Origin of the sequence: Herbaspirillum aquaticum, assembly GCF_002213425.1 — a bacterium.
Taxonomy (GTDB): domain Bacteria; phylum Pseudomonadota; class Gammaproteobacteria; order Burkholderiales; family Burkholderiaceae_D; genus Herbaspirillum; species Herbaspirillum aquaticum.
In genome coordinates this window covers 32,036-55,747 of sequence record NZ_NJGV01000026.1, presented here as the reverse complement: position 1 = coordinate 55,747, position 23,712 = coordinate 32,036, and the positions used below count along the sequence as shown (strand labels likewise).

The window sequence follows — 23,712 nt, the reverse complement described above, 5'->3', positions numbered from 1 at the left end:
CTGCCACATGCATGAATCGGGCTTATTCCATCTATCCGCTGCATCAATTTGATCTGGCGCAAATGCGCTTCCTATGATGGGCACACATGACGACTTGTCATGCACGCCACGCAGACCTCCACCGCACCAGGCTGCGTTCGCCGCTGCGCACCGGACTCACCCGGCACGCTGCGCGACCATCACACTGCAACACCACAGGGAGCCTTGTCACATGAAGAAGAAACTACTGGCCGCCGCCTTGCTCGCGGCCGGCACGGGGATGGCACATGCACAAAGCAGCGTTTCCATCTATGGCCTGATCGATCTGGGCCTGACCTATTATTCCAACGCCCCCAAGACCGGAGGCGGCAGCGCTTCGCTGCTGCGCATGGACAGCGGCATTGCCCAAGGCAGCCGCATCGGCTTCAAGGGCATCGAAGACCTGGGCGGTGGCTTGAACGCCTTCTTCACCCTGGAAACCGGCTTCGGCGCCGATGACGGCAGCCTGGGCCAGGGCGGCCTGATTTTCGGCCGCCAGTCCTTCGTCGGCCTGGGCAGCAAGGAACTGGGCTCCATCAGCGTGGGCCGCCAGTACGACTTCATGGCCAACATCGGTGGCCAGTATGCGATGGGCGCGCTCTCGCCGGCCGGCTCCTTCGGCTGGGGCCTGCACGCCGATGCCGCGCACGGCACGGCCTTGAACAACCACATCTATGCGGGGGACCGCACCAACAATTCCATCAAGGTCAACAGCGCCAAGCTCGGTGGTTTCAGCTTTGGCGCCATGCTGGGCATGGGTGAGGTGGCGGGCAACAGCAATGCCGGACGTACCGTCAGCGCCCTCGGCCAGTACGACAGCGGCGCCTTCAGCGGCGGCCTGGCCTACACCGACATCAAGAACAGCACCGGCAGCGCGGCCACCCGCATCTACGGTGGCGGTGCGCGTTACCAGATCGGTGCCTTCACCCCCTTCGGCGTGATCACCCAGGTCAAGAACACCGGCACCGGCGCCAAGGCCACCACTTATGAACTGGGCACGGTCTATGCATTGACGCCGCTGTGGGATCTGGCTGCCGCTTACCAGTTCCAGAAGCGCAACCAGGGCGTGGGCAATGCCCAGGCACTGGTGGCGACGGTGGACTACAAGATCTCCAAGCGCACCGACCTCTACGTGGGCGCCGTCTATGACCGCGACAAGGGCTACAACGCCTATCCGGTCTTCGGTGGCGGCATCCAGTCGTCGACCGGCAACCAGACGGCCGTCCGCCTGGGCATGCGTCACCGGTTCTGAGAACGGGCTACTTGAGGAGGGACGGCCGCTGCCGACATCCGGTGGCCGTCCCGCACGCAGGAGAGAACGGCCCGCCGCAGTGGCGGGCCTTCTGCTTTGCGGCGAGATGGATCAGCTGCTGCGGCCGTAGCTCTGCAGCATGTCGATGACGATCTGGCGCAGCCAGGTATTGCCGGCGTCGGCATCGAAGGCCGGATGCCAGTGCAGGGTGATATCCACCGCCGGCAGCTTGACCGGCAGTTCGTAGGAAAGGAACACGTCCGGATGCTCGCTGTGGAACAGCTTGGCGATGCGCGCCGGCACGGTGGCCACCAGGTCGGATTTGCCGAGGATGCGCGGCAGCACCGTGAAGTGCGGAATCGACAGGCTGATCTTGCGCTGCACGCCGAGGTTGCGGAACGCGTTCTCGACCTGGTGATGGCTGCTCTCGGCCGACTCCACCAGCACGTGCGAGAGCGCCAGGAATTCGTCGAGCTCCAGTTGTTCCCGCGCAGGCAGTGCCGGGCGCTTGCGCATCATGCAGACATAGGTTTCGCGGAACAGCTGTTCGTGACAGGTCACCGCCTTGAGCGCCGGCAGGTTGCCGAAGGCGAAGTCGAGCTGGCCGGTGCGCAGCGCTTCTTCCAGGTGCGCCGGCGGTACCTGCTCCACCTGCAGGCGCGTATGCGGGGCCTGCGCGGTCAGCAGTTCGCACAGCTGCGGCAGGAACATCATCTCGGCCACGTCCGTCATCGAGGCGCGAAAGACGCGCGTGCTGGCGGCCGGGTCGAAACGCTCGGTGTAGCGCAGCGCATCCTGCACCGCCTGCAGCGCGCGGTTGATGGGCTTGGCCAGTTCCAGCGCCGCCGGGGTGGGCTGCATGCCCTCCTTGGTGCGGATGAAGAGCGGGTCGTCAAAGATCTGGCGCAGCCGGCCCAACGCATAGCTCACAGCGGGCTGCGACAGGTGCAGGCGGTTGCCGGCCAGGGTCAGGCTGCGTTCGTCGGCAATGGCCTGGAAGACGCGCAGCAGGTTCAGGTCCATGTTGTTGAAGGTCGCCATAGCAGTCTCCGGATGGGGTCGCGCGGGGCCTGGGCCCGATGAGTCAAATCAGGGAAAGCGGCGATCACTATCCATGCCGCTTATGTGAAAAATATTTTACATCAATTTGATCTATTTTAAGGCGACTTTTAGAATGCTTCACATCAGCCAAGGAAACCGCCTGCATGCCGCGCCCGACGTGGATTGCCAGCCTGGTCGGCCCCATTTGAACGGATGCGCGATGAGCCCTCAGCCAATTTCTTCATCTCCCTCGCCGACGCCGCGCAAGCGCAACGGCCAGGCGGCCCTCGCCGCCCTGCAGCAACAGGCCCGCATTGCCTGCCTGGGAGCGGCAGGATGAGCCACACTTCCCCGCGCACCGTCCCCGGCACCGGCAACGCCCTGCTCTCGCGTTTTCACCTCGGCGGCAGCGGCCCCACGGTGGCCATCAAGGATTGCATCGACATCGCCGGCCAGCCCACTTGCGGTGGCAGCGCCGCCCTGGCCGATGCGCCGCCGGCCACGGCCCACGCCGACGTGGTCAGGAAGCTGCTCGACGCCGGCTGGCAGATCACCGCACGTGCCAACATGCACGAGCTGGCCTATGGCATGACCGGCATCAATGACTGGAACGGCACTGCCGTCAATCCGCAGGATGCCAGCCGCATGACCGGCGGTTCTTCCAGCGGCTCGGCCTCGGCCGTGGGCGCGGGGCTGGTGGATGTGTCCATCGGCAGCGATACCGGCGGCTCGATCCGCCTGCCCGCGGCCTGCTGCGGCGTGATTGGTTTCAAGCCGACCTTCGGCCGCGTCAGCCGCGCCGGCGCCTATCCGGCGGTAAGCAGCCTGGATTGCGTAGGCCCCTTTGCGCGCAGCATGGACCTCATCATCAGCGCCATGGCCAGCATCGCGCCCGGTTTTGACCGCGCTGCCGCTACCGCAGCGGCAGCACAGGCCCGCGTCAAACTGGTGACCGTGCAGGCCGATCCCGGGATCGCGCAAGCAGTGGCCGCCGCCTTCGCCGCCAGCGGCTGGACGGGCGACGCCTGGCCCCCGCAGTACATGCAGCCCGCCTTCGAAGCCGGCATGACCCTCATCAACCGCGAGACGCACGATGCCTTCGGCCACCTGCTCGGCCTGGGCAAACTGGGCGCCGATATCGAGAAGCGCCTGGCGGCCGCAGCCGCCACCACCGATGAAGCCGTGGCCCAGGCCGAAGCCGTGCGTGCCGCCTTCAGCGCCGAAGTCGACGCCGCGCTGACTGACGCCGATGCGCTGCTGCTGCCGACCCTGCCGTCGCTGCCACCAACGCTGGAGGCGATCCGCCAGGGCGCCTCGGTGCTGATGCTGTCCTCGCTGGTGCGGCCCTTCAACCTGTCCGGCCATCCGGCCCTGAGCATCCCGGTGGCGATTGCCGGCAGCCCGCTCAAGGCCGGACTGCAACTGGTCGGCCGCAAGGGGGATGACGAACGCATCTGCGCACTGGGCCTGCACCTGGAACAGGTACTCAAGCAACGGCAATGACCACCACGCGGATCACGCATTGACCGCATCAAGCTCGCCACATCAACACTGACAACGACTGCAAGCCACTGGAGAAAGCCATGAACGCACCGCTACGCTTCCACCCGCGCAAGACCGATTCATCCTATGCCGACCTGGTACAGGATGCGGTGGTGGACCCTTCGCTCTACACCGATCCGGCCATCTTCGAAGCGGAGATGGACAAGATCTTCTACAAGACCTGGATCTGGGTCGCCCATGAAAGCGAGATCAAGAATCCGGGCGACTTCAAGACCGCCCAGATCGGCCGCCAGCCGGTGATCGTGGTGCGAGACAAGACCGGCAAGATCAACGTGCTGGAAAACCGCTGCCGCCACCGTGGCGCCACCGTCTGCGAAAAGCACAAGGGCAATGCCACCGGTTTCACCTGTCCTTACCACAGCTGGTCCTATGGCCTGGACGGCAAGCTGCGCGGCCTGCCCTATCCGGAAGGCTACGAAGACGTTATCGAGAAGGCCGACCTGCCCCTGCAGAGCCTGCGTGCGGAAAGCTACAACGGCATGATCTTCGCCTCCTTCAACCAGGAGATCGAACCGCTGTCGGACTTCCTCGGCCATGCCAAGAAGTGGATCGACCTGTTCATGAAGCAAGGCGCGGGCTTCCCCGTGAAGGTGCAGGGCGAGCACAAGTTCAGCTTCAAGGGCAACTGGAAGATCCAGCTGGAGAACACCACGGACGGCTATCACTTCCCGGTGGTGCACAAGACCTTCCTGTCGTCGGTCGATGAAGAAACTTCCGAGATGCTCTCCTTCATGACCGATGACCAGTCCATCACCCGCTCGCTGGGCAATGGCCACAGCGTCATGATCATGGTGCCGGAACACGTGGACCTGGATGTGGATGATGGCAGCGAACAACTGCAGGAGCGCTTCGCCCACGTCACCGAAGAACTCTCCAAGACCATGCCGCCCGAACAGGTGCGCCGCATCGTGCGCTCGCTGCACGGCGCCGGCTTCAACCTGAACCTGTTCCCCAACGTGGCCATGTCGATGTCCTTCTTCCGGGTGCTGCATCCGGTGTCGGTGGGCGAGACCCAGATCCGCCACGTGGCCCTGGGCATGGACGGCGGCCCCGAGATCGCCAACCGCGAACGCCTGCGCATCCACGAGCACTTCCAGGGTCCGTTCGGTTTCGGCAGCCCCGACGATGCCGAAGCCTGGGAACGCGTGCAGGCCGGTTCGCACGCCGGCCGCGATGCGCCCATCCTGGTCAACCGTGGCCTGAACCGTGAGTGGGTGGACGACAACGGCGACAAGGTGTCGCACTCGACCGATGAAACCGGCATGCGCGAAGCCTATGCCATGTGGAAAAAGATGATGGAGAAATGATCACCATGAACCAACAAGACACCCTGCAAGGCATCCCCGCGCCCATGGCGCGTGCCATCGCCTTCATCTGGAAAGAAGCTGAACTGCTGGACAAGAAGGACTATGCCGCCTGGCAAGCCCTGTGGACCGACGATGGCTACTACGTGGTGCCCATCGATCCCGACACCACCGATTACGCAGCCACGCTGAACTACGCCTACGACAATGCCCACATGCGCAAGATCCGCATCGAGCGCCTGACCTCGGGTCACGCGATGTCGGCCGTGGATGCGGCTGCGACCGTGCGTACCGTGTCGCGCTTCGTGCCGGTGCACCTGTCGGAGGAGCTGGTGGAGATCACCTCGGCGCAGGTCCTGGTGGGCTACAAGCGCCAGCAGCATACGATGTTCGTGGCCAACGTCACGCATCGCCTGCGCTTCACGCCCCAGGGTCCGAAGATCGAGCAGAAGGTGATCCGCCTGATCAACTCCATGGATAGCCTCAACGCCCTGGGCTTCCTGCTCTGAGCGCGCAGCGCACATTCGCAATTGAAATGAACCGACGAGTATTGGCCTCATGAAACTGATCGTAGACACCGTTACCGACGAAACCGGCGACATCCGTTCCTTCCGCCTGGTGCGCGCCGATGGCGCCCCGCTGCCGGCTTACGAGCCGGGGGCCCACATCGACGTCACCGGGCCGACCGGGATCATGCGCCAATACTCGCTGTGCGGTCCGCTCGAAGACCGCTGCGGCTACACCATCGCGGTCAAGCGCGAACCCGCCTCGCGGGGCGGTTCAGCGGCCCTGCACGATGCCGTGCGGGCCGGCACGGAACTGGAAGTGGGCACGCCCCGCAATCTCTTCGCCCTCGACAGCAGCGCACCGGAACACCTGCTCTTTGGCGCGGGCATCGGCGTGACGCCGCTCTTGGCCATGGCCTATCGCCTGTGGGCCGAACAGAAACCTTTCACGCTGCATTACTTCGTGCGCGCGCGCGAACATGCGGCCTTTGCCGACCTGCTGGAAAACGCGCCCTTCGCCGCGCAGGTGCGTTTCCACTACGCGGTCATGCCGGCGCAAATGGAGCATTACCTGACGGCCTGCCTGGAAGCCGGCAGCAGGGAAGCCCACGTCTACACCTGCGGCCCCGCCCCCTTCATGGATGCGGTGGTCAAGTGTGCCGCGGCCAGCCGCAGCGAGGATGCCATCCACCTGGAACACTTCGCCGCACCGGTGGCCCCGGCCGCTTCTGCCGACGGTGCTGCCGGCGGCGATGGCGCCTTCGAAGTGAAGCTGGCCAGCTCGGGCAAGGTGGTGCAGATCCCGGTGGGCATTCCCATCGTCGATATCCTGGCGCGCGAGGGCATCGTCATCGATACCTCCTGCCGCGAGGGCATCTGCGGCACCTGCGTGGTGCCGCTGCTGGAGGGCGAGCCGGATCATCGCGACAATTGCCTCTCCAAGAAGGAGAAGGCGGCCAATGACCAGATCTGCACCTGTGTCTCGCGGGCCAGGTCGGGGATGCTGGTGCTGGATCTCTGAGCACTGCTTTACCTTCTCTCCATTTTCTTTTTTCAGACAACCGTTCGGACTGGGTAGCGGCTTGGCCGCGTATCGACGGCGCCCAGAGGGGAGCGTCTTCGATACGTCGCTGCGCGACTAGCCGCGCAGGAGATGGATACCCAACCCCTCTCGCCCCGGTTCGATCTCCGGGCGCAACGTCAGCGCGGGTATCTCATAGTCTCCAGCGTTCTGCTTGCGGAAAGGGATGGGCGCTGTCGTCCCGAGTGCGTCCAGCCGCTGTCCCAGCGCCTCGCAGACCTGTGCGAATCCGACCTCATCGATCTTGCTCGTGCGGTAGATCACATGCGGGGGCAGTACGTCAAATCCCGGATAGAACAGGATGCCATGCTGGATCGGGAACAGGATGTCATTGATCGGACCGTTGATGCCGCGCGGCCCGTAATGCGATTCCCATCCGCCGGTGGTCACCACCAGCATCGCACGCTTTCCGGCAAACCGGCCTTCTCCGTAACGATCCCCCCAATGCGTATCGGAATGCTCGCCAACGCCGTAGGCGAGACCATAGGCATATACCCGCTCAACCCATCCCTTGAGGATGGCGGGCAATGAGAACCACCACAGTGGAAATTGCAGGATGACAGCGTCTGCCCAGCGCAGCTTTTCCTGCTCGCGTGCAATGTCGGCGCTTTGGGTGCCGTTCTCGAAAGCCTGCCTGGAGTTCAGAGAGACATCCAGACGTACGCCCGGCTGTAATGCAGTGTTATCTTCTGCATCCAGTGCAGCCTTCCACTGCATTGCATAGAGATCGGATACCTGGACGACATGTCCACCTCGCTGCAAGCGCTGGACAGCGAAATCCTTGAGCGAGCCATTGAGCGAACGCGGCTCCGGGTGGGCATAGACAAGAAGAATGTTCATCAGCGGATGCTCCATCAGTAAGTCAATCAATGAGCACACGATAGGCCTGTCTAAGATATATTGGAAATTAATTTCCAAAATTTCAGGTATTTCCATGGACAATCCACTGAGACGACTGGACCTCAATCTTCTGGTGACACTGGATGCCTTGCTGGTCGAACACAACGTCACCCGCGCGGCCGAGCGCCTGCACTTGGCGCAACCGACCGTCAGCCTGCAACTGGCCCGATTGAGGGACTTCTTCGGTGACCCCTTGTTGCTGCCCGGTCCACGCGGCATGCGTACCACCGCCCGCGCCGAAGAACTGCGCGAACCACTGCAACAGGCCTTGGCCGCCCTGGCACAAGCCGTGACTCCCTCAACTGCCTTCGATCCTGCCCATTCTCAACAGACCTGGCGCGCTGCGGCATTCGATTACAGCGAGTACACGATCCTGATGCCGGCCCTGGACGGCCTACGCAAGGCCGCGCCCGCGACCCGCCTCGCCGTGATTCAGACTACCCCCGCTCTGGTGGCGAGAAAGATGCAACAAGGAGAAATCGACTTGGCCTTCCTCACGGACACCGAGGCGCCACCAGAACTGCGCCGTCTGCCAATGTTCACGGAACGCTACGTACTTGCCGGACGTGCTGGACACCCGAAGTTGAAGCGACGCCCGACGCTGGCGCAGTTCTGCAAGTTGGAACATGTCATCGTATCCTCGGATGGCGGAGGATTTCACGGCGTGACCGATACCGTGCTGGCAGAAATGGGGGTGACGCGAAAGGTCGCCCTGTCAGTACCGCACTTCCTGTTTATCACCGCAGTCCTGACCAACACCGATCTGGTAGCGATGCTGCCTTCGCGTCTGGTGCACGGCAATGCCGCGCTGAAAGTGGTGGAAGCGCCTATCGAAGTCCCCGGCTTCGAGATGTTCATGCTCTGGCATGAACGGGTTCATCGCGACCCGGCGCATCAGTGGCTGCGGGAGCATATCGCCAGTTCTGTATGAGCATCACCACACATTTCGTTAATTGTGAACAGGCCCTAATCAGTCCGAACGGCTTTTCAATACGAAAAAACACCGCCGTAAAAGCATGAATGCCGTTCAGCATTGCGCTGAACGGCATTCATCGTTAACTCCAGGGAAAGAATCTTACAGGGCCGTACGCTTGACCTTGTGGAACAGCCGATTGAAATAGATGAGGCTGTCCTTCTTCTCATTGACCTTGACCTCGGCCAGCTCCACGAACATCACCGAGTGCGTACCCACTTCCTTGAATTCGCGGATGCGTCCCTGCAGCTTGACCAGCGCATCGGCCAGCACCGGCTGCCCCAGTTCGCCGGGTTCTTCCCAGATATCCCAGCCGAAGCGCTCTTCCATCGGGACCTTGGTGGCACCGGAGAAATGCATGGCCAGTTGTTCCAGCTCGTCCGAGAGGACGTTGACGCACAGCCGGCCATTCTTCTTGAACACGTCATGCATGGCGCTGCCACGATTGATGCAGACCAGGATCGTGGGCGGCGTATCGGTCACCGAACAGACGGCCGAGGCGGTGATGCCGCAACGGCCGCCTTCGCCATCGGTGGTGATGATGGACACGGCGGCCGGCAGGTGTGCCATGGCATTGCGGAATTCCAGTTGCTCGGGGGCAAGGGGCGCGCGCACCACAGGTGCGGCGGGCGGTTCTTTTTGGATGGCGGTGGTGCTCATGGGATCTCCCTGTTATGCACGCCGATGAAGCACGGCGCTCGATGACAGCAGGTTAAGGCATGCCCATGGTGCGGGCAATCCGTGCCACACGCCCGCCCCACAGGGGATTGCGGCAGACGATCTAGGTAAAAATACCTAGACCATCGTCCGGATGGGGGTGTTACAGTGTCGCTGATCCCAAGAATTTCAGGCCTGCTTTTTGCATAAGTCAAAGCATGACGTGTTGATTTGTGCCGACCAGTCCATCAAGAAATCGAGAGGGTCGGAAATAGCGCCGGTGCAAGCCGGCACCATTTTGACGAGACGAGGAGTGCAGATGGAAACCAACCCGCCGGTGGTCTACATCGTCGATGATGATGAAGCCGTTCGGACTTCGCTGGCCTGGCTGCTGAGCTCGGTCAATATCCGGACCGAATGCTTCGATGGCCCCGAGGCCTTCTTGAAGGCCTATGACGCCAACAGCCTGTCCTGCCTGATCCTGGACGTGCGCATGCCTGAAATCAGCGGCTTCCAGCTGCAGGATCGCTTGAAGGAAATCGGCGCCGACATCCCCGTGATCTTCGTCTCGGGCCATGGCGACATTCCCATGTCGGTACGCGCCCTGCACAATGGCGCGGTCGACTTCCTGGAAAAACCCTACAACTCGCAACAGATGCTGGAGCGCATCCAGATGACGCTCAAGAACGTGGCCGGCAACATGCAGGCCCGCGAGCGCCGCCAGCAGCTCAAGGCGCGCCTCAAGACCCTCACCGCACGCGAACGCGAAATCCTGGAGAAGGTCATCATGGGCCAGTCCAGCAAGCTCATCGCACGCGACCTCAACATCAGCGTCAAGACGGTGGACGTGCATCGCGCCAGCGTCAAGGACAAGCTGGGCTGCCAGAGCACGGCCACGCTGGTGCGCGACGTGCTGATGGATTTCGGGCCGGAATTTCTCAAGGCGGCCTGATTCTTTCTGATCGTTCCTGAGCCTGCATGAAAAGGGCCGCAGCATGCTGCGGCCCCCTCCGATATTTCCCGCTGCGCCCGATCGGCCTACGCTGCCTGCAAGGCGAAGAAGGCCACGGCGCGCTTCAATTGCGCCGCCTGGTCTTCCAGCGACTTCGCTGCTGCAGCCGCCTGCTCCACCAGTGCCGCGTTCTGCTGGGTCACCCCGTCCATCTGCCCCACGGCCTGGTTGACCTGGTGGATGCCTTCGGCCTGCTCGCGGCTGGCGGTGCTGATGTCGCCTACCAGCGCATGCGCGCCCTGCACGCTGCCCACCACTTCCTGCATGGTCTTGCCGGCCCGTTCCACCAGTGCGCTGCCGGCATCGACCTTGGACACCGAATCATCGATCAACTGCTTGATCTCCTTGGCGGCCGAGGCCGAGCGCTGCGCCAGGGCGCGCACTTCGGAAGCCACCACCGCGAAGCCACGGCCCTGCTCGCCCGCACGCGCTGCTTCCACGGCCGCGTTGAGTGCCAGGATGTTGGTCTGGAAGGCGATGCCATCGATCACGCCGATGATGTCGACGATCTTGCGCGAAGAGGCATTGATGTTGCCCATGGTGTCGATGAGCTCCTGCATCACCTGGCCACCCTGCCCCGCGATGGAAGCCGCCGACTTGACCAGGTCATTGGCCTGGTGGGCGTTTTCGGAATTGGTGCGCACGCTGGAGGTAAGCTGCTCGATGGAGGCAGCCGTCTCTTCGAGCGCACCGGCCTGCTCTTCAGTGCGGGCCGAAAGGTCGAGGTTGCCATTGGCGATCTCTCCGGAGGCCACTGCAATGCTGTCGGCCCCAAGGCGCACGGTGGAAACCACGCCATGCAGGCGTTCGCTCATGCCCTGCAGCGAGGCCACCAGCTGGCCCAGTTCATCCTGGCCCATGGGCTGGGCACGCGAGGTCAGGTCGCCGGCGGCCACGCGCTGCGAAATGGCCAGCGCCGCGTGCACCGGGCGGGTGATGCTGCGCGTGAGCAGCAGCGCGAAGGCAATGCCGCAGGCCAGGATCACGGCTTCCAGTGCGAAGATCTGCCACTGGCTGCTGGCCGCATCGCTCTGGATGTCGGCAGAGATCTCATCGATGCGCGCCCGTTCGAAATCCAGCAAGGAGCGCATCGCTCCCTGGGTATTGTTGGCGATGCCCACGTATTGCTGCTGGTAGAGCTGGTCCACCTTGGCGGCATCACCCTCCTTCTTGGCGGCATAGATCTGGTCGCGGATGGCAAGGAACTGCTTGCGCGCCGCGTTGATGGCCGCGAAGAGCTTCTTCTCTTCCTCGCTGGTGAGCAGTTGCTCGACGTCCTTCAGGGTCTGCGCGGACTCCTTGCTGGAGGCAGCGGCTTCCTTGGCCAGGAAGGCTTCCAGTTCGGGATCGCGGCTCTTGACCACGGTGGTGGTGCGCTGGATGGCGATGAGCAGCAGCGTGTTCCATTGCGAGACCAGGCGTTCGGTCTTCAGCGGCACGTCCATCATCTGCTGCGTCTGCTGCGCCACCGTCTTGAGGCGCCAGATGCCCACCGCCGCCACCACCATGGAAAACACCAGCACCACGGCGAATCCCGCCCCCAGGCGCGAGCCGATACGTATGTTCTTGATCATTTGCTTCTTCCCATCCCACCATGTTGTGTATGGCCCCCGAAGACGGACTTTCCCCAGCCGTCCGGTGTGCCCCCTGATGCCCACAGCAAGACCGGTGCCAGCCCTTGCCGTTCGGTAACGCCGCCCTGCCATGCGCTCGATTCTAGGAGCGCACCGCCACGGCGACCATATCAAAATCAAGAAACATGGTATGCCGTTACGGCAACGCAATCCGCAAACCCTTGCCAGACAAGGATAGACCAAAATAGCCTGGCGGAAACATTATGCAATGTAAAACATTAAATGTTGTGGTGCGGATGCGATGGCGGACCGGGCCGGGTGGCTTCTGGCAGCGGTGGCCTCCGTGGTTGCGCACGGCCGTGGACGCGCAGCGGGCCAAACTTGGGCACAATGCGCCTTTGCCTTCCCGTTTCCGGAGCCTTGCCGCACCATGCCGACGCCCTCCTCCCCCATCGCCCTGCTGCTGGCCGCCGGCCGTGGCAGCCGCTTTGGCGACCATGAAGAAAAGCTCTTGCAGCCCTTCGTCCATCACGATGGCCGCCCCGGCATGGTAGCCACTGCCACTGCTGCCGTCTTGCTGGAAGTCATGCCGGTACTGGCGGTGGTGCACGCGGAAGGTCCCTTGGCCGCGGCCCTGCGCCAGCTGGGCTGCACGGTCTGCCTGACGGCACCCGGGGCAACGCGTGAGATGAGCGCCTCCTTGCGCTGCGCTCTGCAGCAGAGCGCCGAGGCGCCGGCATGGCTGGTGGCCCTGGCTGACATGCCGCGCGTGCAGCCGGACACCGTGCGGCGCTTGCGCGATGCGCTGGCGGCGGGGGCGTCGATGGTGGTGCCGGTGATGCAGGGACGGCGCGGCAACCCGGCCGGCTTTGCGCATGCGCATCTGCCTGCGCTGCTGTCACTGCAGGGAGATCGCGGCGCGCGGGCTTTGCTGGAGAGCCCGGCGCTGGTGGAGATTGCGGTGGAGGATGCGGGGATTTTTACGGATGTCGATACGCCGGACGATCTGGCACGACTCCGGCAGAACCAGGGCTGAACTGCCGCCCGGTTCGCGCCGTCCGGATTGCGTCTTGGGGAATCCGCGCCTCAGATCCCGCTGAACCAGTTGTAGCCCTGGTCTTCCCAATAGCCGCCCGGGTTCTGGTTGCTCACGAAGATGGCCACCACATGCTTGGGATTCTTGAAGCCCAGCTTGGTCGGTACCCGTACCTTCAGGGGATAGCCGTATTGCGTGGGCAGGGCTTCCTTGCCGAAGTCCAGTGCCAGGATGGTCTGCGGGTGCAGCGCCGTGGGCATGTCCAGGCTGGAGTAATACCGGTCCGCGCATTTGAAGCCCACGTATTTCGCCGTGAGATCGGCCCCGACCGCCTGCAGGAACAAGCTCAGCGGTACCCCCGACCACTGGCCGATGGCGCTCCATCCTTCGATGCAGATATGGCGCGTGATCTGCGCCGCCTGCGGCAGTGCGCGCAGGCGCTCCAGGGTCCAGCTGCGCTTGTCGCTGACCAGTCCCGAGACCTCCAGCTTCCAGTCGCTGCCATCGATGTCGGGCGCATTGAACTCGTCATAGAAGGCGTTGAAGGGAAACGGATTGGTGATCTGGCTGGCCGCATAGGTCGGCGCCAGCTTCTGGCCCCGGAACAGCAGTGCCTGTACCCGGTCATTCCAGCGCGACATGGCCCACAGGACCTTGTCCACGCTGTCGTTGTCCTGCAGGTCGCAGCCCGAGAGCATGGACAGCGCGCCCACCGAGAGCGCCGAGCGCAGCATCAGGCGGCGCTGCACGTTCAGCAGGGCCGGGCGATGGTCGGCCAGCAGGATCTTGCCGGTCTTCTTCGCCGGGGTGGTCTTCTTGTCGTCCTTGTCTTTCATGATGCATTGGCCTTGTGCTCAGCCCCGCCGGTGAACATGGGAATGAGGGTCTTGGGAACGATGGCCACCAGCGCCAGGTGCACCACCACGAAGGCAGCAATTCCCGCCATGGCGGCGAAGTGCACCTTGCGCGCAACGTCGAAGCCGCCGAAGAGATCGGCCAGCCAGTCCAGCTGCACCGGCTTCCACAGCGCCAGCCCCGACAGCACCACCAGGATGCCCAGCAGGATCACCGCCCAGTACAGCAGCTTCTGCACGGCGTTGTACACGCCGGGCTGGTGCGGCAGGCGAAAGCGCATGGCCTGCACCGCATCGCTCACCACATCGGCTGCGCGCAGTGGCAGCAGGTGGCGGCGGAAGTGGCCGCTCAAGCTGCCATAGAGCAGGTAGAACAGGCCATTGGCCACCAGCAGCCACATTGCCGCGAAGTGCCAGGCAATGGAGCCGCCCAGCCAGCCCCCAAGGGTCATCCAGGGAGCGAACTTGAAGCCGAAGATGGGCGAGGCGTTGTAGATGCCCCAGCCACTGCTGATCATGCAGGCGATGGCCACGGCGTTGAGCCAGTGGGCAATGCGCACGGCCAGCGGATGAAGAACGGGTGAACGGGGCATCGCGGCACCTGCTTACATCGGCGGGGTGATGCCGTTCTTGCCGGCGCTCACGCTGTTGGCCGTCAGGCTGCCATCGGCGTTCTTGCGGGCGCGCACCACCACCTTGACGCCAGCGGCCAGCAGCGAGCGGTCACCGGCTTCAATGTTGACCACGGGCACATCCTCGGGCACCACGATCTTCTTCTCGCCGCCCTTGTATTTCAGGGTGAGGGTACGGCCCTGGCTGGCCACCACGTCACCCACGGTGCCATTGGTCATGGTGCTGTTGGGTGCCAGGTCGAAGGGACGATGGCCGTCACCGGTACCGGCCATGGCAGGCGGGAAGACGTGCACTTCCAATGCTTTCTGGGAGCCGTCCGGTTGCGGGATGCCGGCCGCGCCGATGTAGCTGCCGGGCTTGATGTCGTTGATGTCGGCAATCGAGATGGCGGCCACGCGGGTGTCCTTGTCCAGCATCACGTTCTGCTCGGCGCCCTTGTTGGTCTTGACCACCAGTTGATCCTTGTTGACCGAGACGATGGCACCACGGATGCCGACCTGCTGCGGCGCCTGCGCCATGGCCGGGGCAGCGAGCAACTGGGTGGCCAGCAGCGCCGGAACCAGCGCAAGACGGAAAACGCGAGGAATGAATATGTTCATCATGGGAATGTGCACCTGAACGACGTCATTAAAGGGGGAGATTGATTTTAGGCAAAAGAAAACGTCATTCGAATGACGGTTGAATGACAAAAATGTCATTCTTCTCGCGCACTGGAAGACCGCGCACAAGCGCCCATAGCCCGCACTGCAAGGCGGGCTATGGATGAGGTTGGGAGGGGGCTGGGGCGACGGCCGGCAAATGGGCCGGCAAACGAAGGGCGAACGGCCTGTGACTGGCCGATCAATGCGCCGGAACTCAGTTGTCCTGATGCGCCCAGTTCAAGCTCAGCGAGACGGGCTTCTCACCCACGCTGACCTTGCTGGTCTTCTTGACGCCGTTGTAGACGGCAGTGATCTCGTAGTCGCCCTTGGGCAGCTTGAGGTTGGTCATGGGGCCGGCGTTGGGCAGGCTGAAGACGCTCTTGCCGTGATGATCGGCCACGTCCAGTTTGACGTTGCTGACGTAGGCACCGTCCTTGGCTTCCGAGAACAGCAGGCGCAGGTTGTAGTCCTTGGCCGATTCGCGCAGCTTGGCCTGTTCGCCGGCGCCGATGCCGCCGTTCATGTAGGCGACCGAGCCCTGCATGTCCTGGGCGTAGGTCAGGGGCGCGGCCATGCCGGCCAGGCCGAAGACGATGGCGCTGATGGCGGTGATCTTGTTGATGTCCATGATGGCTCCTTGTCGTGGTTCAGGATGAAAGCGCTGCCGTCGGGGCCGCTCCACTGCTGAGCTGGCCGCCGATGCAGATACTGTAGGTCTGCAGAATTAAGGGATCCTTAACACGACAAAAGATTCCGGGGGGTGGAAAAATGCAGGCGCTCTTGCCCGCCTGCAAACTGCCCTGCCCCACCCCGCGCACCGCGTCAGCGCTGTGCCATGTCCTCCGGGACCGGCCGCAACTGTTCTTCAATGCTTGCCAGTTGCTGCGCATGCTCCTCGATGATGTCCTGCTGCACGGACACCGCATCAGACAGTCCCGCCAACCGGGCAGTACAGTGCCCGGCCACTTCATCGGCCAGTTGCTCCAAGGCCGCCAGTACACTTTGACCCAGCGCTTCGTACAGTTTTTCATAGGATGGCGGCAAGTCGTCGGCAACGCGTTCATAGCCGCTGCCCGCCGGCAGGACCAGCGCCACCGGTGCCGGCGACGCCAGCACATGGCTGTCCAGCACGGCGCGTGCGTGGCGGTCGAAGGCGTGCAGCAACTGTGGCTGCAAGCGAGCCAGCACGGCATCCACCTCGCCGCTGGCGGCATGCTGCTCCAGCAAGGCCGGCACACCGGGCATCACTTCGCGCCAGGCCAGTTGCACGATGCGGGCGCGCTGGGCGGGCAGCGCTGCCTGTTCGCCCTCCAGGACCTGCTGCAAGCCCTGCAGCGCCGCCAAGGTCTGTCCCAGCAGGGGCGCCAGTACATCCTCCTGCAGATGATGCAGCAGCACTTCGGCCGGCTTGCGATCGCGATAGGCCAGGGCCGGTGCCAGCAGGGTGGAGAGCGCGGCATACAGGCGTTCGAAACCGGCGCCGCGCATCGCTTCGGCATCCGCACCGGCGGTACGGGCCACATAGGCGGAGATGGAGACGGGGGCCTTGAGCTGATGCAATGCCACGCCCAGCGCCTGCAGTTTGTCGGCAGCACGCGCGCGGACATCGGCTTCCTGGTCGGCGCGGTTGGCATCGGATTTGTTGCGCAGGCATTTGACGATCTGGCCGTCCACCTCATCTTCGTCGATCACGTCGCTGCGCGTGAGCACCGGCAGCAGCGGCTTGCCACGGCGCAGTTCGCGCGCCAGTTCATCGAGCTCCTGCACCTGTCCCGGCGAAGTCGAACTGGTCAGCCACAGCACCGCATCGGCACTGTCCAGGAAACGCTGCGTCAGGGCGGCATTTTCGCCGGTGGCCGAATGCAGGCCGGGGGTGTCCAGCAGCACCAGCCCGTCGCCCAGGCAGACGCCCTGCAGGCGCGCCGTGGTTTCGGTAGCGCCCTCATGGAAAGCCTCTTCACTCTCCACCAACTGACCGCCTTGCAGGTGGAAATACTGCACCGCCTGCTGGCGCTGGCGGAAACGCTGCGCGAGAAAGTTGCATAGCGAGCTTTTGCCGGCATTGAACTTGCCGAACACCAGCAGCATGAGCTTGCCCTCGAATCGCTGGGCCAGCGCGCGCGCAGGGGCAAGGGCAATCCACTGTTGTTCGCGGCGCCGGGCCTGGTGGATCCGGTCTTCGTGCAAGGCGGCGATGCGGCGCGCCAGGGGGCTGGCCGATTGCAAGCCACCAGCCGGCAGCGGCGCATCGTCGAAGGCCTGTCCCAAGGCTGCAAGCCACGTACGCAGTGCGGCCAGCACCGGCTGCAGGTTGGCCTCGCCCTGGCCGGTGCGGCCGATGGAATCGATGAAATGCTGTTCTTCGCGGCTCATGCGCCCTCTCCTTCGCGCAGCCGCGCCAGCGCCTGCCGGGCGCGGGCATGCGCGTGCAGCTCGGCCTGGGTGATGGCGATCTGCTGCTGCAGGGCCTGGCGGTCCTCCGACAATTCGTAGTAATGCAGGAAGGATTGCTTCAGCTGCGCCTGCCCTGCGGGCTCACAGAAACGGCGGCGCAGGTCGGCGCGGTATTTGATGGAGATGCCCAGCACGGCCACCATCACCGTATCGAGACTGGCCACCGAGGTCTGCTGGCTGGCCGGCAGGCCCTCCACACCATGCTGGATCAGGTGTGCGCGAATGGCGATGCAGGCGCGCGAATAGGCAACATGGATGCGCGCCCGCTCGCGCTTGCCGGCGGTGAGCTTGAATTCGTCGGCGGCGGTATCGGGCACCAGGGCAGGATCGTCCCCTTGAAATTCCACGACCGGCAGCAGGTCCTGATGCACTTTTTCCAGCACGGCCTGCAATCCCTGTTCGAAATCCTGGCGCTGCTGCTGCTGGCGCTGGCGCAGCGCCAGCAGAGCGCTTTCCAACGCGGCCTGCTGCTGCTCTACCTGTCGGGCGATCTCGGTGAAGAGCAAGCTGCGTTCATGTTGGCGCGCGCCCGGCACCTGCTCGACCACCTCCCGCAGCAGGGCCTGCAGCGCCGGGATGCCGCTACGTTGCAGCAGCAGGGACTTGCCGCCCTCCACACCACTGCGATGCCGCGTCGATGACACCGGATGCAGCGCGAGTCCCGGCATCTGCCCAACGATGGCGGCGCTGACCTTGGCCAGTTGCTCTTCGTCGCTCATCTGGTCCACCTGCGTGAGCACGAACAGCGTCTGCCGCCGCGTGCGCTGCTGATCCTCGCGCAGGGCCTGCAGCAGGTGGCGTTCGGCCGCATCCAGTTCGCCCTCTTTGGCCGCATGCACGAACAGGCGCACATCGGCTTGCAGCCAGGTGGCTTCCTGGGCGTGACTGTCATCCTGCAGGGCGACGTCGGCATCCAGTCCCGGGGCATCCAGCCAGCGCAGTTCGGCGTGATGGTGCTCGGAGAGCGTCACCGTCTCGCGCCGGTCGGCCACCGCAAAGACGTCGCGCCCCATCAGCTCGTTGAGCAGGCGGCTCTTGCCGTGGTTGTACTTGCCGACCACCGTCACGGTCGGCGCGGCCTTGGCTTGGGCCAGCACGCGCAGGCGCGCCAGGTCATGCGCGCGGCCCGGCACCACGGCCAGGACTTCGCGCGCGAGCGGATCAAAGGAATCATGCTGCGGGTTCATTGGGAGTCTCCATGTTTTCATTTTTCCCGGGCGGGACGGCCGATGAGCCAGTGTGCGGCCATGCCGATGACCACGCCCCAGAAGGCCGCGCCCAGTCCGAACAGGGTCATGCCGGACGCGGTAGCGAGGAAGGTGATGACGGCGGGCTCGGCGTGGATGCCGTCCTCGCTCATCAGGCGGATGTTGGACACGATGGCGCCGATCAGTGCCAGCCCGGCCAGGGCCGCGATCAGTTCCTTGGGAAAGGCGGCAAACAGCGTCACGATGGAGGCCGCAAAGGTGCCGCCGATGAGATAGAAGACGCCATTGGCAATACCGGCGATGTAGCGCCGGCCAGGCTCGGGATGGGCATCCTTGCCGGTACAGAGCGCTGCCGTGATGGCGGCCAGTACGATGGTGATGCCGCCGAAGCAGGCCGTCACCAGCGAGGCCAGCCCGGTGCCGGTGACCACGGCGCGCGTGGGCGGATGGTAGCCCGCCAGTTGCAGCACCGCCATGCCCGGCAGGAACTGGCCGGTCAGGCTCACCAGCACCAGCGGCACGGTCAGGCTGAAGAACGTGCCGATGCTGAAGTGCGGAGCGATGAAAACCGGCTGCGCCAATTCCAGATGCAGGGCCGCCAGCTCGGTGCGGCCACTGGCGAAGGCCACCGCAAATCCGGTCAGTGCCACCACCACGATGCCGTAGCGCGGCCACCAGCGGCGTCCTGCGAGATAAGCCGCCATCATGGCAAACACCATCAGCGGCGCCCCCACGCTGGAGCGAAAGGCCTGAACCCCGAACTGGAACAGGATGCCGGCCATCATGCCGGCGGCAATACCCTTGGGAATGAAGGCGAGAATCTTTTCAAAGCCGCCGGTCACGCCGATGGCGATCAGGATGACCGCCGCCATCAGGTAGGCCCCCACCACTTCCGGCATGCCCACCCCGGGAAAGAGGCTCAACAGCAGCGCCGTGCCCGGTGCCGACCAGGCCGTGATGATGGGCATCCTGAACCACCAGCTCAGCAGCAGCCCGCTCACGCCCGCGCCCATCGAAATGCCCCACACCCAGGACACCAGTTGCGCTTGCGGTACCTGGCCGGCATGGGCCGCCTGCACGAAGATCACCAGCGGACCGGCATAGGAAATCAGGACTGCCAGGAAACCCGCCACCCACGCGGTGAGCGAGCCTTGTCGTTGAACCATCGAAGCTTCCTTGCGAAATGCAACAGCACGAGCGCACAAAAGGTCCGGCACCCGTGGAACGCTTCCCCAGGTGCCGGACCGGCTTGACCGACTACGATCTTAAACGCTGCGCGAGATCGGTGCGGCCGTCACGGTCGGTGCGGCCTCCGCCGTCACGGCACGCTGGCCATGACGATAGCGCAGCAGGAAGATGCCGATGGCCAGTGCGGCGACCAGTCCCGGCACGGCGAACACCAGGAAATTCATCTTCAGCGGCAGGGCTGCCGCCATCAGTGCACCGCCCAGCAAGGGGCCGACGATGGCGCCCGAGCGGCCCACCCCGGAAGCCCAGCCGAGGCCGGTGGAGCGGATCGCCAGCGGATAGAACTGGGCGGTGTTGGCATACAGCAGGATCTGCGTACCGATGGTCGTGGCACCGGCCACGATGATGAGCAGGTACAGCACCGGGGTCGGGCTGTTGAAGCCCAGCAGCGCAATGGCCACCGTGCCGACCGCGAAGAAGCTCACCACCACCTTGGGCAAGGTGAAGCGGTCCCCCAGCCAGCCGCCGCCGATGGCACCCACAACACCACCGAAGTTGAGCGCCAGCAGGAACGACAGCGAGGAGCCCAGGCTATACCCGGCGCTGGCCATCAGCTTGGGCAGCCACGAGCCCAGCGCATAGACCATCAGCAGGCAGCAGAAGAAGGCGACCCAGATCATCAGCGTACCGAGGGTGCGCTCCTGCTTGAACAATTCCAGCATCGGCGCGCCGGAACCCTTGGCGTCGCTCTGCACCAGCTGCACATCGGCACCCAGGGCCGCCTGCGGCGCGACCTGCGCCAGCATGGCACGGGCCTGCTCCTGCTTGCCTGCACGCAGCAGGAAACCGACCGATTCCGGCAGCTTCCACAGGATCACCGGCAGCAGCACCAGCGGCACGGCGGCAGCGAAGAACATCGATTGCCAGCCGAAGTTGGGCAGCATCCAGATGCCCAGGCCTGCGCACAGCACGCCGCCCAGCGAATAGCCGCTGAACATGATGGCCACCAGGGTGCTGCGCAGGCGCTTGGGCGCGTATTCATTCATCAGCGCCACGGCGTTGGGCATGAGGCCGCCGCAACCGAGGCCGGCCATGAAGCGATAGATGCCGAACTCGCTGGGCGAAGTGGCAAAGCCGCTCAGGAAAGTGGAGACGCTGAAGAGCACGAAGCTGATCGCCACGCCCTTCTTGCGGCCGATGCGGTCGGCCAGGGGGCCGAAGACAAAGGCACCGAACATCATGCCGAAGAGCGCATAGCTGCCCAGCGCACCGGCCTGCACCGGCGACAGGGACCACTCCTTCATCAGCACCGGCAGCACGGCGCCGTAGATGAACAGGTCATAGCCGTCGAACACCAGCAGCAATGCGCACAGGCACATCACCATCCAATGGAATTTCGTGAAACGTGCGCCATCGATGATCTGGCTCACTTCCTGGGTCTTCATGGGTCTCCTCCGTTGTCGTTTGTCTTGCGGGATTGGCGTTGTTATGTGTTCTTGTGTTTGTTGCGCCCAGCGTTTTTCTTGCGGTGATCCTGCGGGTCAGGCCGGTCCCTTCTTGCGCAGATGCGCCACCGCCTTGATCTCGATGATGTAGCCAGGCCCGCCGCCCAGCATGTGGGCGCCGGTAGCGGTCCAGGCTGGCAGCGGGTAGCTTGTCAGGTACTGGTTGCGCACCTTGATGAACAAGGGCAGGTCGCGCATGTCGGTATGGAAGGTGGACAGATCGACGATGTCCTCCAGCGTGCCGCCGGCCTTCTCCAGCACCCGCTTGAGGTTTTCGAAGGCCTGCACGATCTGGGCTTCGCGCGGCTCGACCAGCTGCATGTCGGGACCACGGCCAATCTGGCCGGAGACGTATAGAACATCGCCGACCAATACGCCGGGTGCATAACCGATTTTTTCGTAGACGTCTTCCATTCCCTCGGGAATGATGGCCTGGCGTTCAGACATGGTGTCTCCGTTCAATGAATGGGATCAAAGGGCCTCAGCCGTTGTCGCCACCGGCGACCGGCAAGACGGCCCCGGTGATGTAGCTGGCCTCATCGGAAGCCATGAAGAGGATCGGTGCGATCTGCTCTTCCAGCGTGGCATAGCGTTTGAAGAAGGTGGAGCCGGTCACCTGCTGCACGGCCTCCTGCATCCACGCCTGTTCCTGTGCGCTGTCGCCTTGCGCATTGCGCGGCACGCGGCGCGGCGGTGCCTGGGTGCCGCCGGGCGCAGTCGCCACCACGCGGATACCCTGCTCGCCATATTCCATGGCCAGTGCCATGGTCATGGCATTGACGCCGCCCTTGGCCGCGGAATACGGCACCCGGCGGATGCCGCGCGTGGCGTTGGAGGAGACGTTGACGATGGTGCCCCGGCCCTCGCGCAGCATGTGCGGCAGCACCGCGTGGCAGCCATAGAGCGTGGGCATGAGCGAGCGGCGGATTTCGGCATCGATCTGCGCCGCTTCGAATTCGGCGTAAGGACGCATGCGAATCGCACCGCCCACACCGTTGACCAGCAGGTCGATGCGGCCGTGCAGTTCGATGGCGCGGGCCATGGCGGCCTGCGCGCCGTCATAAGTTTCAAGGTCGGCGACAAATCCGGTGGCGCCGCCGCCAGCTGCTTCCATGGCGACTTCATGGATGAAGTCGGCACGGTCCACCATCAGCACCTGGCCCCCTTCGGCGGCGATGCCCAGCGCCACGCCGCGCAGGATGCCCTGGGCGGCGCCGGTGACCACGGCCACCTTGCCGGCGAAACGGGCCCGCGTGAGCGCAGTGCTCATGCCGCCACCGCCACCGGCTGGCTGGTGACGAACTTCTCGTAATGGAAGCTGGCCGGGGCGATGCCCTGCGACTGGAAGTGCTTCTGCACCGCCTCCACCATCGGCGGCGGACCGCACAGGTAGACATCGACTGCGCCATCGTGCAGTACCTCGGCCGGCATGTGCTGGGTCACGTAACCCTGGCGCGGATGCGTGGTCGCGGCATCAGCCACACAGGTGGTGAAACTGAACCCGGGCAAGCGCTTGGCCAGGTCTTCAAGACGATCCACCAGTACCAGGTCCTGGTCGCGCGTGACGCCATAGATCAGGTGGACCGGATGCTGCACACCCTGCTGCACCATCTCCTCCAGCATCGCCAGGAACGGCGCCAGACCGGTACCACCAGCCAGCATCAGCACGGGCCTGTTGACCGGACGCAGGTAGAAACTGCCCAGCGGGCCGGTCATCTCCAGCGCGTCACCGGCGCCGGCCTTGTTCAGCCAGCCGCTCATCAGGCCCCCCGGTACGTTCTTGATGAGAAAGCTCATGCGCGTGGCGCCCGAGGGCGAACTGAACGAATACGAGCGATGCTGGCCACTGCCCGGCACGGCGATATTGACGTATTGCCCCGGCAGGAAAGCCGGCGCGTCGGCCGCCACCTCCAGCACCAGTTCGAAGGCCGCCTCACCGAAGGCGGTGACCTCGGCCACCTTGCCGTTGAACTTGGCACTGCCGGTCTTGCAGGCGGTGGAGGCCACCGGCACGGCGACCACGCAATCGGAGTGCGGGATCATCTGGCAGGTCAGCACCAGGCCTTGCTCGGCTTCGTCGCTGCTGAGCGCATCATCGATGTAGTCGTCGCCCAGGTCGTACTGCCCGCTTTCGGCGCGGCACTTGCAGGTGCCGCACACGCCGTCGGAACAATCCATGGGCAGGTTGATGCGTTGGCGGAACGCCGCGTCCAGGACCTTTTCCTTGGCGCCGCATTGGATGATGCGGGTCACCCCGTCTTCGAAGTTGAGGGCGATGCGATAGCTGCTCATGTCATGTCTCCTGCGCGCTG

General features: G+C 64.2%; 23 protein-coding genes. 8 read left to right on the top strand and 15 right to left on the bottom strand.

What is annotated here, in order from left to right; translation table 11 throughout:
- Positions 1-211: 211 nt before the first annotated feature.
- A complete protein-coding gene (locus CEJ45_RS21485; protein WP_088757097.1) occupies positions 212-1,270 on the top strand; it encodes a porin in 1,059 nt (352 codons plus the stop codon).
- Positions 1,271-1,381: 111 nt separating this feature from the next.
- Here CEJ45_RS21485 and CEJ45_RS21480 read toward each other — a convergent pair whose 3' ends face one another.
- Positions 1,382-2,311, bottom strand: coding sequence for a LysR family transcriptional regulator (locus tag CEJ45_RS21480; RefSeq protein ID WP_088757096.1), 930 nt, complete (start codon positions 2,309-2,311; stop codon positions 1,382-1,384).
- 336 nt (positions 2,312-2,647) lie between these two features.
- Between CEJ45_RS21480 and CEJ45_RS21475 the strand changes: the two genes are divergently transcribed.
- From CEJ45_RS21475 to CEJ45_RS21460, 4 genes are all read left to right on the top strand, one after another.
- Positions 2,648-3,814 (top strand): amidase family protein, encoded by a 1,167-nt coding sequence (locus CEJ45_RS21475; RefSeq protein WP_088757095.1) that lies wholly within the window; start codon positions 2,648-2,650, stop codon positions 3,812-3,814.
- An 80-nt stretch (positions 3,815-3,894) separates the two neighbouring features.
- A complete protein-coding gene (locus tag CEJ45_RS21470) occupies positions 3,895-5,181 on the top strand; it encodes an aromatic ring-hydroxylating oxygenase subunit alpha (RefSeq protein ID WP_088757094.1) in 1,287 nt (428 codons plus the stop codon).
- 5 nt (positions 5,182-5,186) lie between these two features.
- The gene (locus tag CEJ45_RS21465) at positions 5,187-5,687 is read left to right on the top strand and encodes an aromatic-ring-hydroxylating dioxygenase subunit beta (RefSeq protein ID WP_088757127.1); all 501 of its coding nucleotides are present in this window, start codon (positions 5,187-5,189) and stop codon (positions 5,685-5,687) included.
- 49 nt (positions 5,688-5,736) lie between these two features.
- On the top strand, positions 5,737-6,705 hold the full coding sequence (locus tag CEJ45_RS21460; protein ID WP_088757093.1) for a PDR/VanB family oxidoreductase: 969 nt from the start codon (positions 5,737-5,739) through the stop codon (positions 6,703-6,705).
- A gap of 117 nt (positions 6,706-6,822) precedes the next feature.
- Here the strand turns inward: CEJ45_RS21460 and CEJ45_RS21455 are convergent, their stop codons facing one another.
- Positions 6,823-7,605 (bottom strand): NAD(P)H-dependent oxidoreductase, encoded by a 783-nt coding sequence (locus CEJ45_RS21455; protein WP_088757126.1) that lies wholly within the window; start codon positions 7,603-7,605, stop codon positions 6,823-6,825.
- Positions 7,606-7,699: 94 nt separating this feature from the next.
- On the opposite strand from CEJ45_RS21455, the gene CEJ45_RS21450 reads away from it, so the two are divergent.
- Positions 7,700-8,596, top strand: coding sequence for a LysR family transcriptional regulator (locus CEJ45_RS21450; RefSeq protein WP_088757092.1), 897 nt, complete (start codon positions 7,700-7,702; stop codon positions 8,594-8,596).
- 144 nt (positions 8,597-8,740) lie between these two features.
- On the opposite strand, the gene hpaC is transcribed toward CEJ45_RS21450, so the two are convergent.
- A complete protein-coding gene (gene hpaC / locus CEJ45_RS21445; protein ID WP_088757091.1) occupies positions 8,741-9,298 on the bottom strand; it encodes a 4-hydroxyphenylacetate 3-monooxygenase, reductase component in 558 nt (185 codons plus the stop codon).
- A 316-nt stretch (positions 9,299-9,614) separates the two neighbouring features.
- Between hpaC and CEJ45_RS21440 the strand changes: the two genes are divergently transcribed.
- The gene (locus CEJ45_RS21440; protein ID WP_034337633.1) at positions 9,615-10,247 is read left to right on the top strand and encodes a response regulator transcription factor; all 633 of its coding nucleotides are present in this window, start codon (positions 9,615-9,617) and stop codon (positions 10,245-10,247) included.
- Positions 10,248-10,333: 86 nt separating this feature from the next.
- Here the strand turns inward: CEJ45_RS21440 and CEJ45_RS21435 are convergent, their stop codons facing one another.
- Positions 10,334-11,881, bottom strand: a complete 1,548-nt coding sequence (locus tag CEJ45_RS21435) for a methyl-accepting chemotaxis protein (RefSeq protein ID WP_088757090.1) — start codon at positions 11,879-11,881, stop codon at positions 10,334-10,336.
- A gap of 430 nt (positions 11,882-12,311) precedes the next feature.
- On the opposite strand from CEJ45_RS21435, the gene CEJ45_RS21430 reads away from it, so the two are divergent.
- Positions 12,312-12,917, top strand: coding sequence for a nucleotidyltransferase family protein (locus CEJ45_RS21430; RefSeq protein WP_088757089.1), 606 nt, complete (start codon positions 12,312-12,314; stop codon positions 12,915-12,917).
- Positions 12,918-12,967: 50 nt separating this feature from the next.
- Here the strand turns inward: CEJ45_RS21430 and CEJ45_RS21425 are convergent, their stop codons facing one another.
- The 11 genes from CEJ45_RS21425 to benC all read right to left on the bottom strand — a co-directional run bounded on the left by CEJ45_RS21425 (position 12,968) and on the right by benC (position 23,692).
- Positions 12,968-13,753: a molybdopterin-dependent oxidoreductase gene (locus tag CEJ45_RS21425; protein WP_088757088.1), complete on the bottom strand. Its 786-nt coding sequence runs from the start codon at positions 13,751-13,753 to the stop codon at positions 12,968-12,970.
- Complete coding sequence (locus CEJ45_RS21420; RefSeq protein WP_088757087.1) at positions 13,750-14,364, bottom strand: cytochrome b/b6 domain-containing protein; 615 nt, start codon at positions 14,362-14,364, stop codon at positions 13,750-13,752. Before CEJ45_RS21420 ends, CEJ45_RS21425 begins: the two co-directional genes overlap by 4 nt.
- 12 nt (positions 14,365-14,376) lie before the next feature.
- Positions 14,377-15,003 (bottom strand): DUF5666 domain-containing protein, encoded by a 627-nt coding sequence (locus CEJ45_RS21415; protein ID WP_420913316.1) that lies wholly within the window; start codon positions 15,001-15,003, stop codon positions 14,377-14,379.
- Positions 15,004-15,259: 256 nt separating this feature from the next.
- A complete protein-coding gene (locus CEJ45_RS21410; RefSeq protein WP_088757085.1) occupies positions 15,260-15,673 on the bottom strand; it encodes a hypothetical protein in 414 nt (137 codons plus the stop codon).
- A gap of 194 nt (positions 15,674-15,867) precedes the next feature.
- Positions 15,868-17,418, bottom strand: a complete 1,551-nt coding sequence (locus CEJ45_RS21405) for a dynamin family protein (RefSeq protein WP_088757084.1) — start codon at positions 17,416-17,418, stop codon at positions 15,868-15,870.
- Positions 17,415-18,686 carry a GTPase gene (locus CEJ45_RS21400; protein WP_088757083.1) on the bottom strand — a complete coding sequence of 424 codons (1,272 nt, stop codon included), beginning with the start codon at positions 18,684-18,686 and terminating at the stop codon, positions 17,415-17,417. The genes CEJ45_RS21405 and CEJ45_RS21400 overlap by 4 nt, the downstream gene beginning before the upstream one ends.
- Positions 18,687-18,703: 17 nt before the next feature.
- Positions 18,704-19,873 carry a benzoate/H(+) symporter BenE family transporter gene (locus CEJ45_RS21395; RefSeq protein WP_088757082.1) on the bottom strand — a complete coding sequence of 390 codons (1,170 nt, stop codon included), beginning with the start codon at positions 19,871-19,873 and terminating at the stop codon, positions 18,704-18,706.
- Positions 19,874-19,972: 99 nt separating this feature from the next.
- Complete coding sequence (locus CEJ45_RS21390) at positions 19,973-21,340, bottom strand: MFS transporter (protein WP_088757081.1); 1,368 nt, start codon at positions 21,338-21,340, stop codon at positions 19,973-19,975.
- 96 nt (positions 21,341-21,436) lie between these two features.
- Positions 21,437-21,847 (bottom strand): RidA family protein, encoded by a 411-nt coding sequence (locus CEJ45_RS21385; RefSeq protein ID WP_088757080.1) that lies wholly within the window; start codon positions 21,845-21,847, stop codon positions 21,437-21,439.
- A gap of 34 nt (positions 21,848-21,881) precedes the next feature.
- On the bottom strand, positions 21,882-22,670 hold the full coding sequence (gene benD, locus CEJ45_RS21380) for a benzoate diol dehydrogenase BenD (RefSeq protein ID WP_088757079.1): 789 nt from the start codon (positions 22,668-22,670) through the stop codon (positions 21,882-21,884).
- On the bottom strand, positions 22,667-23,692 hold the full coding sequence (gene benC, locus CEJ45_RS21375) for a benzoate 1,2-dioxygenase electron transfer component BenC (protein ID WP_088757078.1): 1,026 nt from the start codon (positions 23,690-23,692) through the stop codon (positions 22,667-22,669). Before benC ends, benD begins: the two co-directional genes overlap by 4 nt.
- Positions 23,693-23,712: the final 20 nt, after the last annotated feature.

What these genes read in the sequence shown, in the direction of transcription:
- CEJ45_RS21405 (WP_088757084.1), bottom strand. Translation starts at nt 17,418, where the DNA reads ATGAGCCGCGAAGAACAGCATTTCATCGATTCCATCGGCCGCACCGGC.
- CEJ45_RS21465 (WP_088757127.1), top strand. Translation starts at nt 5,187, where the DNA reads ATGAACCAACAAGACACCCTGCAAGGCATCCCCGCGCCCATGGCGCGT.
- benC (WP_088757078.1), bottom strand. Translation starts at nt 23,692, where the DNA reads ATGAGCAGCTATCGCATCGCCCTCAACTTCGAAGACGGGGTGACCCGC.
- CEJ45_RS21395 (WP_088757082.1), bottom strand. Translation starts at nt 19,873, where the DNA reads ATGGTTCAACGACAAGGCTCGCTCACCGCGTGGGTGGCGGGTTTCCTG.
- CEJ45_RS21450 (WP_088757092.1), top strand. Translation starts at nt 7,700, where the DNA reads ATGGACAATCCACTGAGACGACTGGACCTCAATCTTCTGGTGACACTG.
- CEJ45_RS21435 (WP_088757090.1), bottom strand. Translation starts at nt 11,881, where the DNA reads ATGATCAAGAACATACGTATCGGCTCGCGCCTGGGGGCGGGATTCGCC.
- CEJ45_RS21475 (WP_088757095.1), top strand. Translation starts at nt 2,648, where the DNA reads ATGAGCCACACTTCCCCGCGCACCGTCCCCGGCACCGGCAACGCCCTG.
- CEJ45_RS21385 (WP_088757080.1), bottom strand. Translation starts at nt 21,847, where the DNA reads ATGTCTGAACGCCAGGCCATCATTCCCGAGGGAATGGAAGACGTCTAC.
- CEJ45_RS21420 (WP_088757087.1), bottom strand. Translation starts at nt 14,364, where the DNA reads ATGCCCCGTTCACCCGTTCTTCATCCGCTGGCCGTGCGCATTGCCCAC.
- CEJ45_RS21470 (WP_088757094.1), top strand. Translation starts at nt 3,895, where the DNA reads ATGAACGCACCGCTACGCTTCCACCCGCGCAAGACCGATTCATCCTAT.
- CEJ45_RS21440 (WP_034337633.1), top strand. Translation starts at nt 9,615, where the DNA reads ATGGAAACCAACCCGCCGGTGGTCTACATCGTCGATGATGATGAAGCC.
- CEJ45_RS21410 (WP_088757085.1), bottom strand. Translation starts at nt 15,673, where the DNA reads ATGGACATCAACAAGATCACCGCCATCAGCGCCATCGTCTTCGGCCTG.
- CEJ45_RS21425 (WP_088757088.1), bottom strand. Translation starts at nt 13,753, where the DNA reads ATGAAAGACAAGGACGACAAGAAGACCACCCCGGCGAAGAAGACCGGC.
- CEJ45_RS21460 (WP_088757093.1), top strand. Translation starts at nt 5,737, where the DNA reads ATGAAACTGATCGTAGACACCGTTACCGACGAAACCGGCGACATCCGT.
- CEJ45_RS21400 (WP_088757083.1), bottom strand. Translation starts at nt 18,686, where the DNA reads ATGAACCCGCAGCATGATTCCTTTGATCCGCTCGCGCGCGAAGTCCTG.
- CEJ45_RS21390 (WP_088757081.1), bottom strand. Translation starts at nt 21,340, where the DNA reads ATGAAGACCCAGGAAGTGAGCCAGATCATCGATGGCGCACGTTTCACG.
- CEJ45_RS21485 (WP_088757097.1), top strand. Translation starts at nt 212, where the DNA reads ATGAAGAAGAAACTACTGGCCGCCGCCTTGCTCGCGGCCGGCACGGGG.
- CEJ45_RS21455 (WP_088757126.1), bottom strand. Translation starts at nt 7,605, where the DNA reads ATGAACATTCTTCTTGTCTATGCCCACCCGGAGCCGCGTTCGCTCAAT.
- CEJ45_RS21430 (WP_088757089.1), top strand. Translation starts at nt 12,312, where the DNA reads ATGCCGACGCCCTCCTCCCCCATCGCCCTGCTGCTGGCCGCCGGCCGT.
- CEJ45_RS21415 (WP_420913316.1), bottom strand. Translation starts at nt 15,003, where the DNA reads ATGAACATATTCATTCCTCGCGTTTTCCGTCTTGCGCTGGTTCCGGCG.
- benD (WP_088757079.1), bottom strand. Translation starts at nt 22,670, where the DNA reads ATGAGCACTGCGCTCACGCGGGCCCGTTTCGCCGGCAAGGTGGCCGTG.
- CEJ45_RS21480 (WP_088757096.1), bottom strand. Translation starts at nt 2,311, where the DNA reads ATGGCGACCTTCAACAACATGGACCTGAACCTGCTGCGCGTCTTCCAG.
- hpaC (WP_088757091.1), bottom strand. Translation starts at nt 9,298, where the DNA reads ATGAGCACCACCGCCATCCAAAAAGAACCGCCCGCCGCACCTGTGGTG.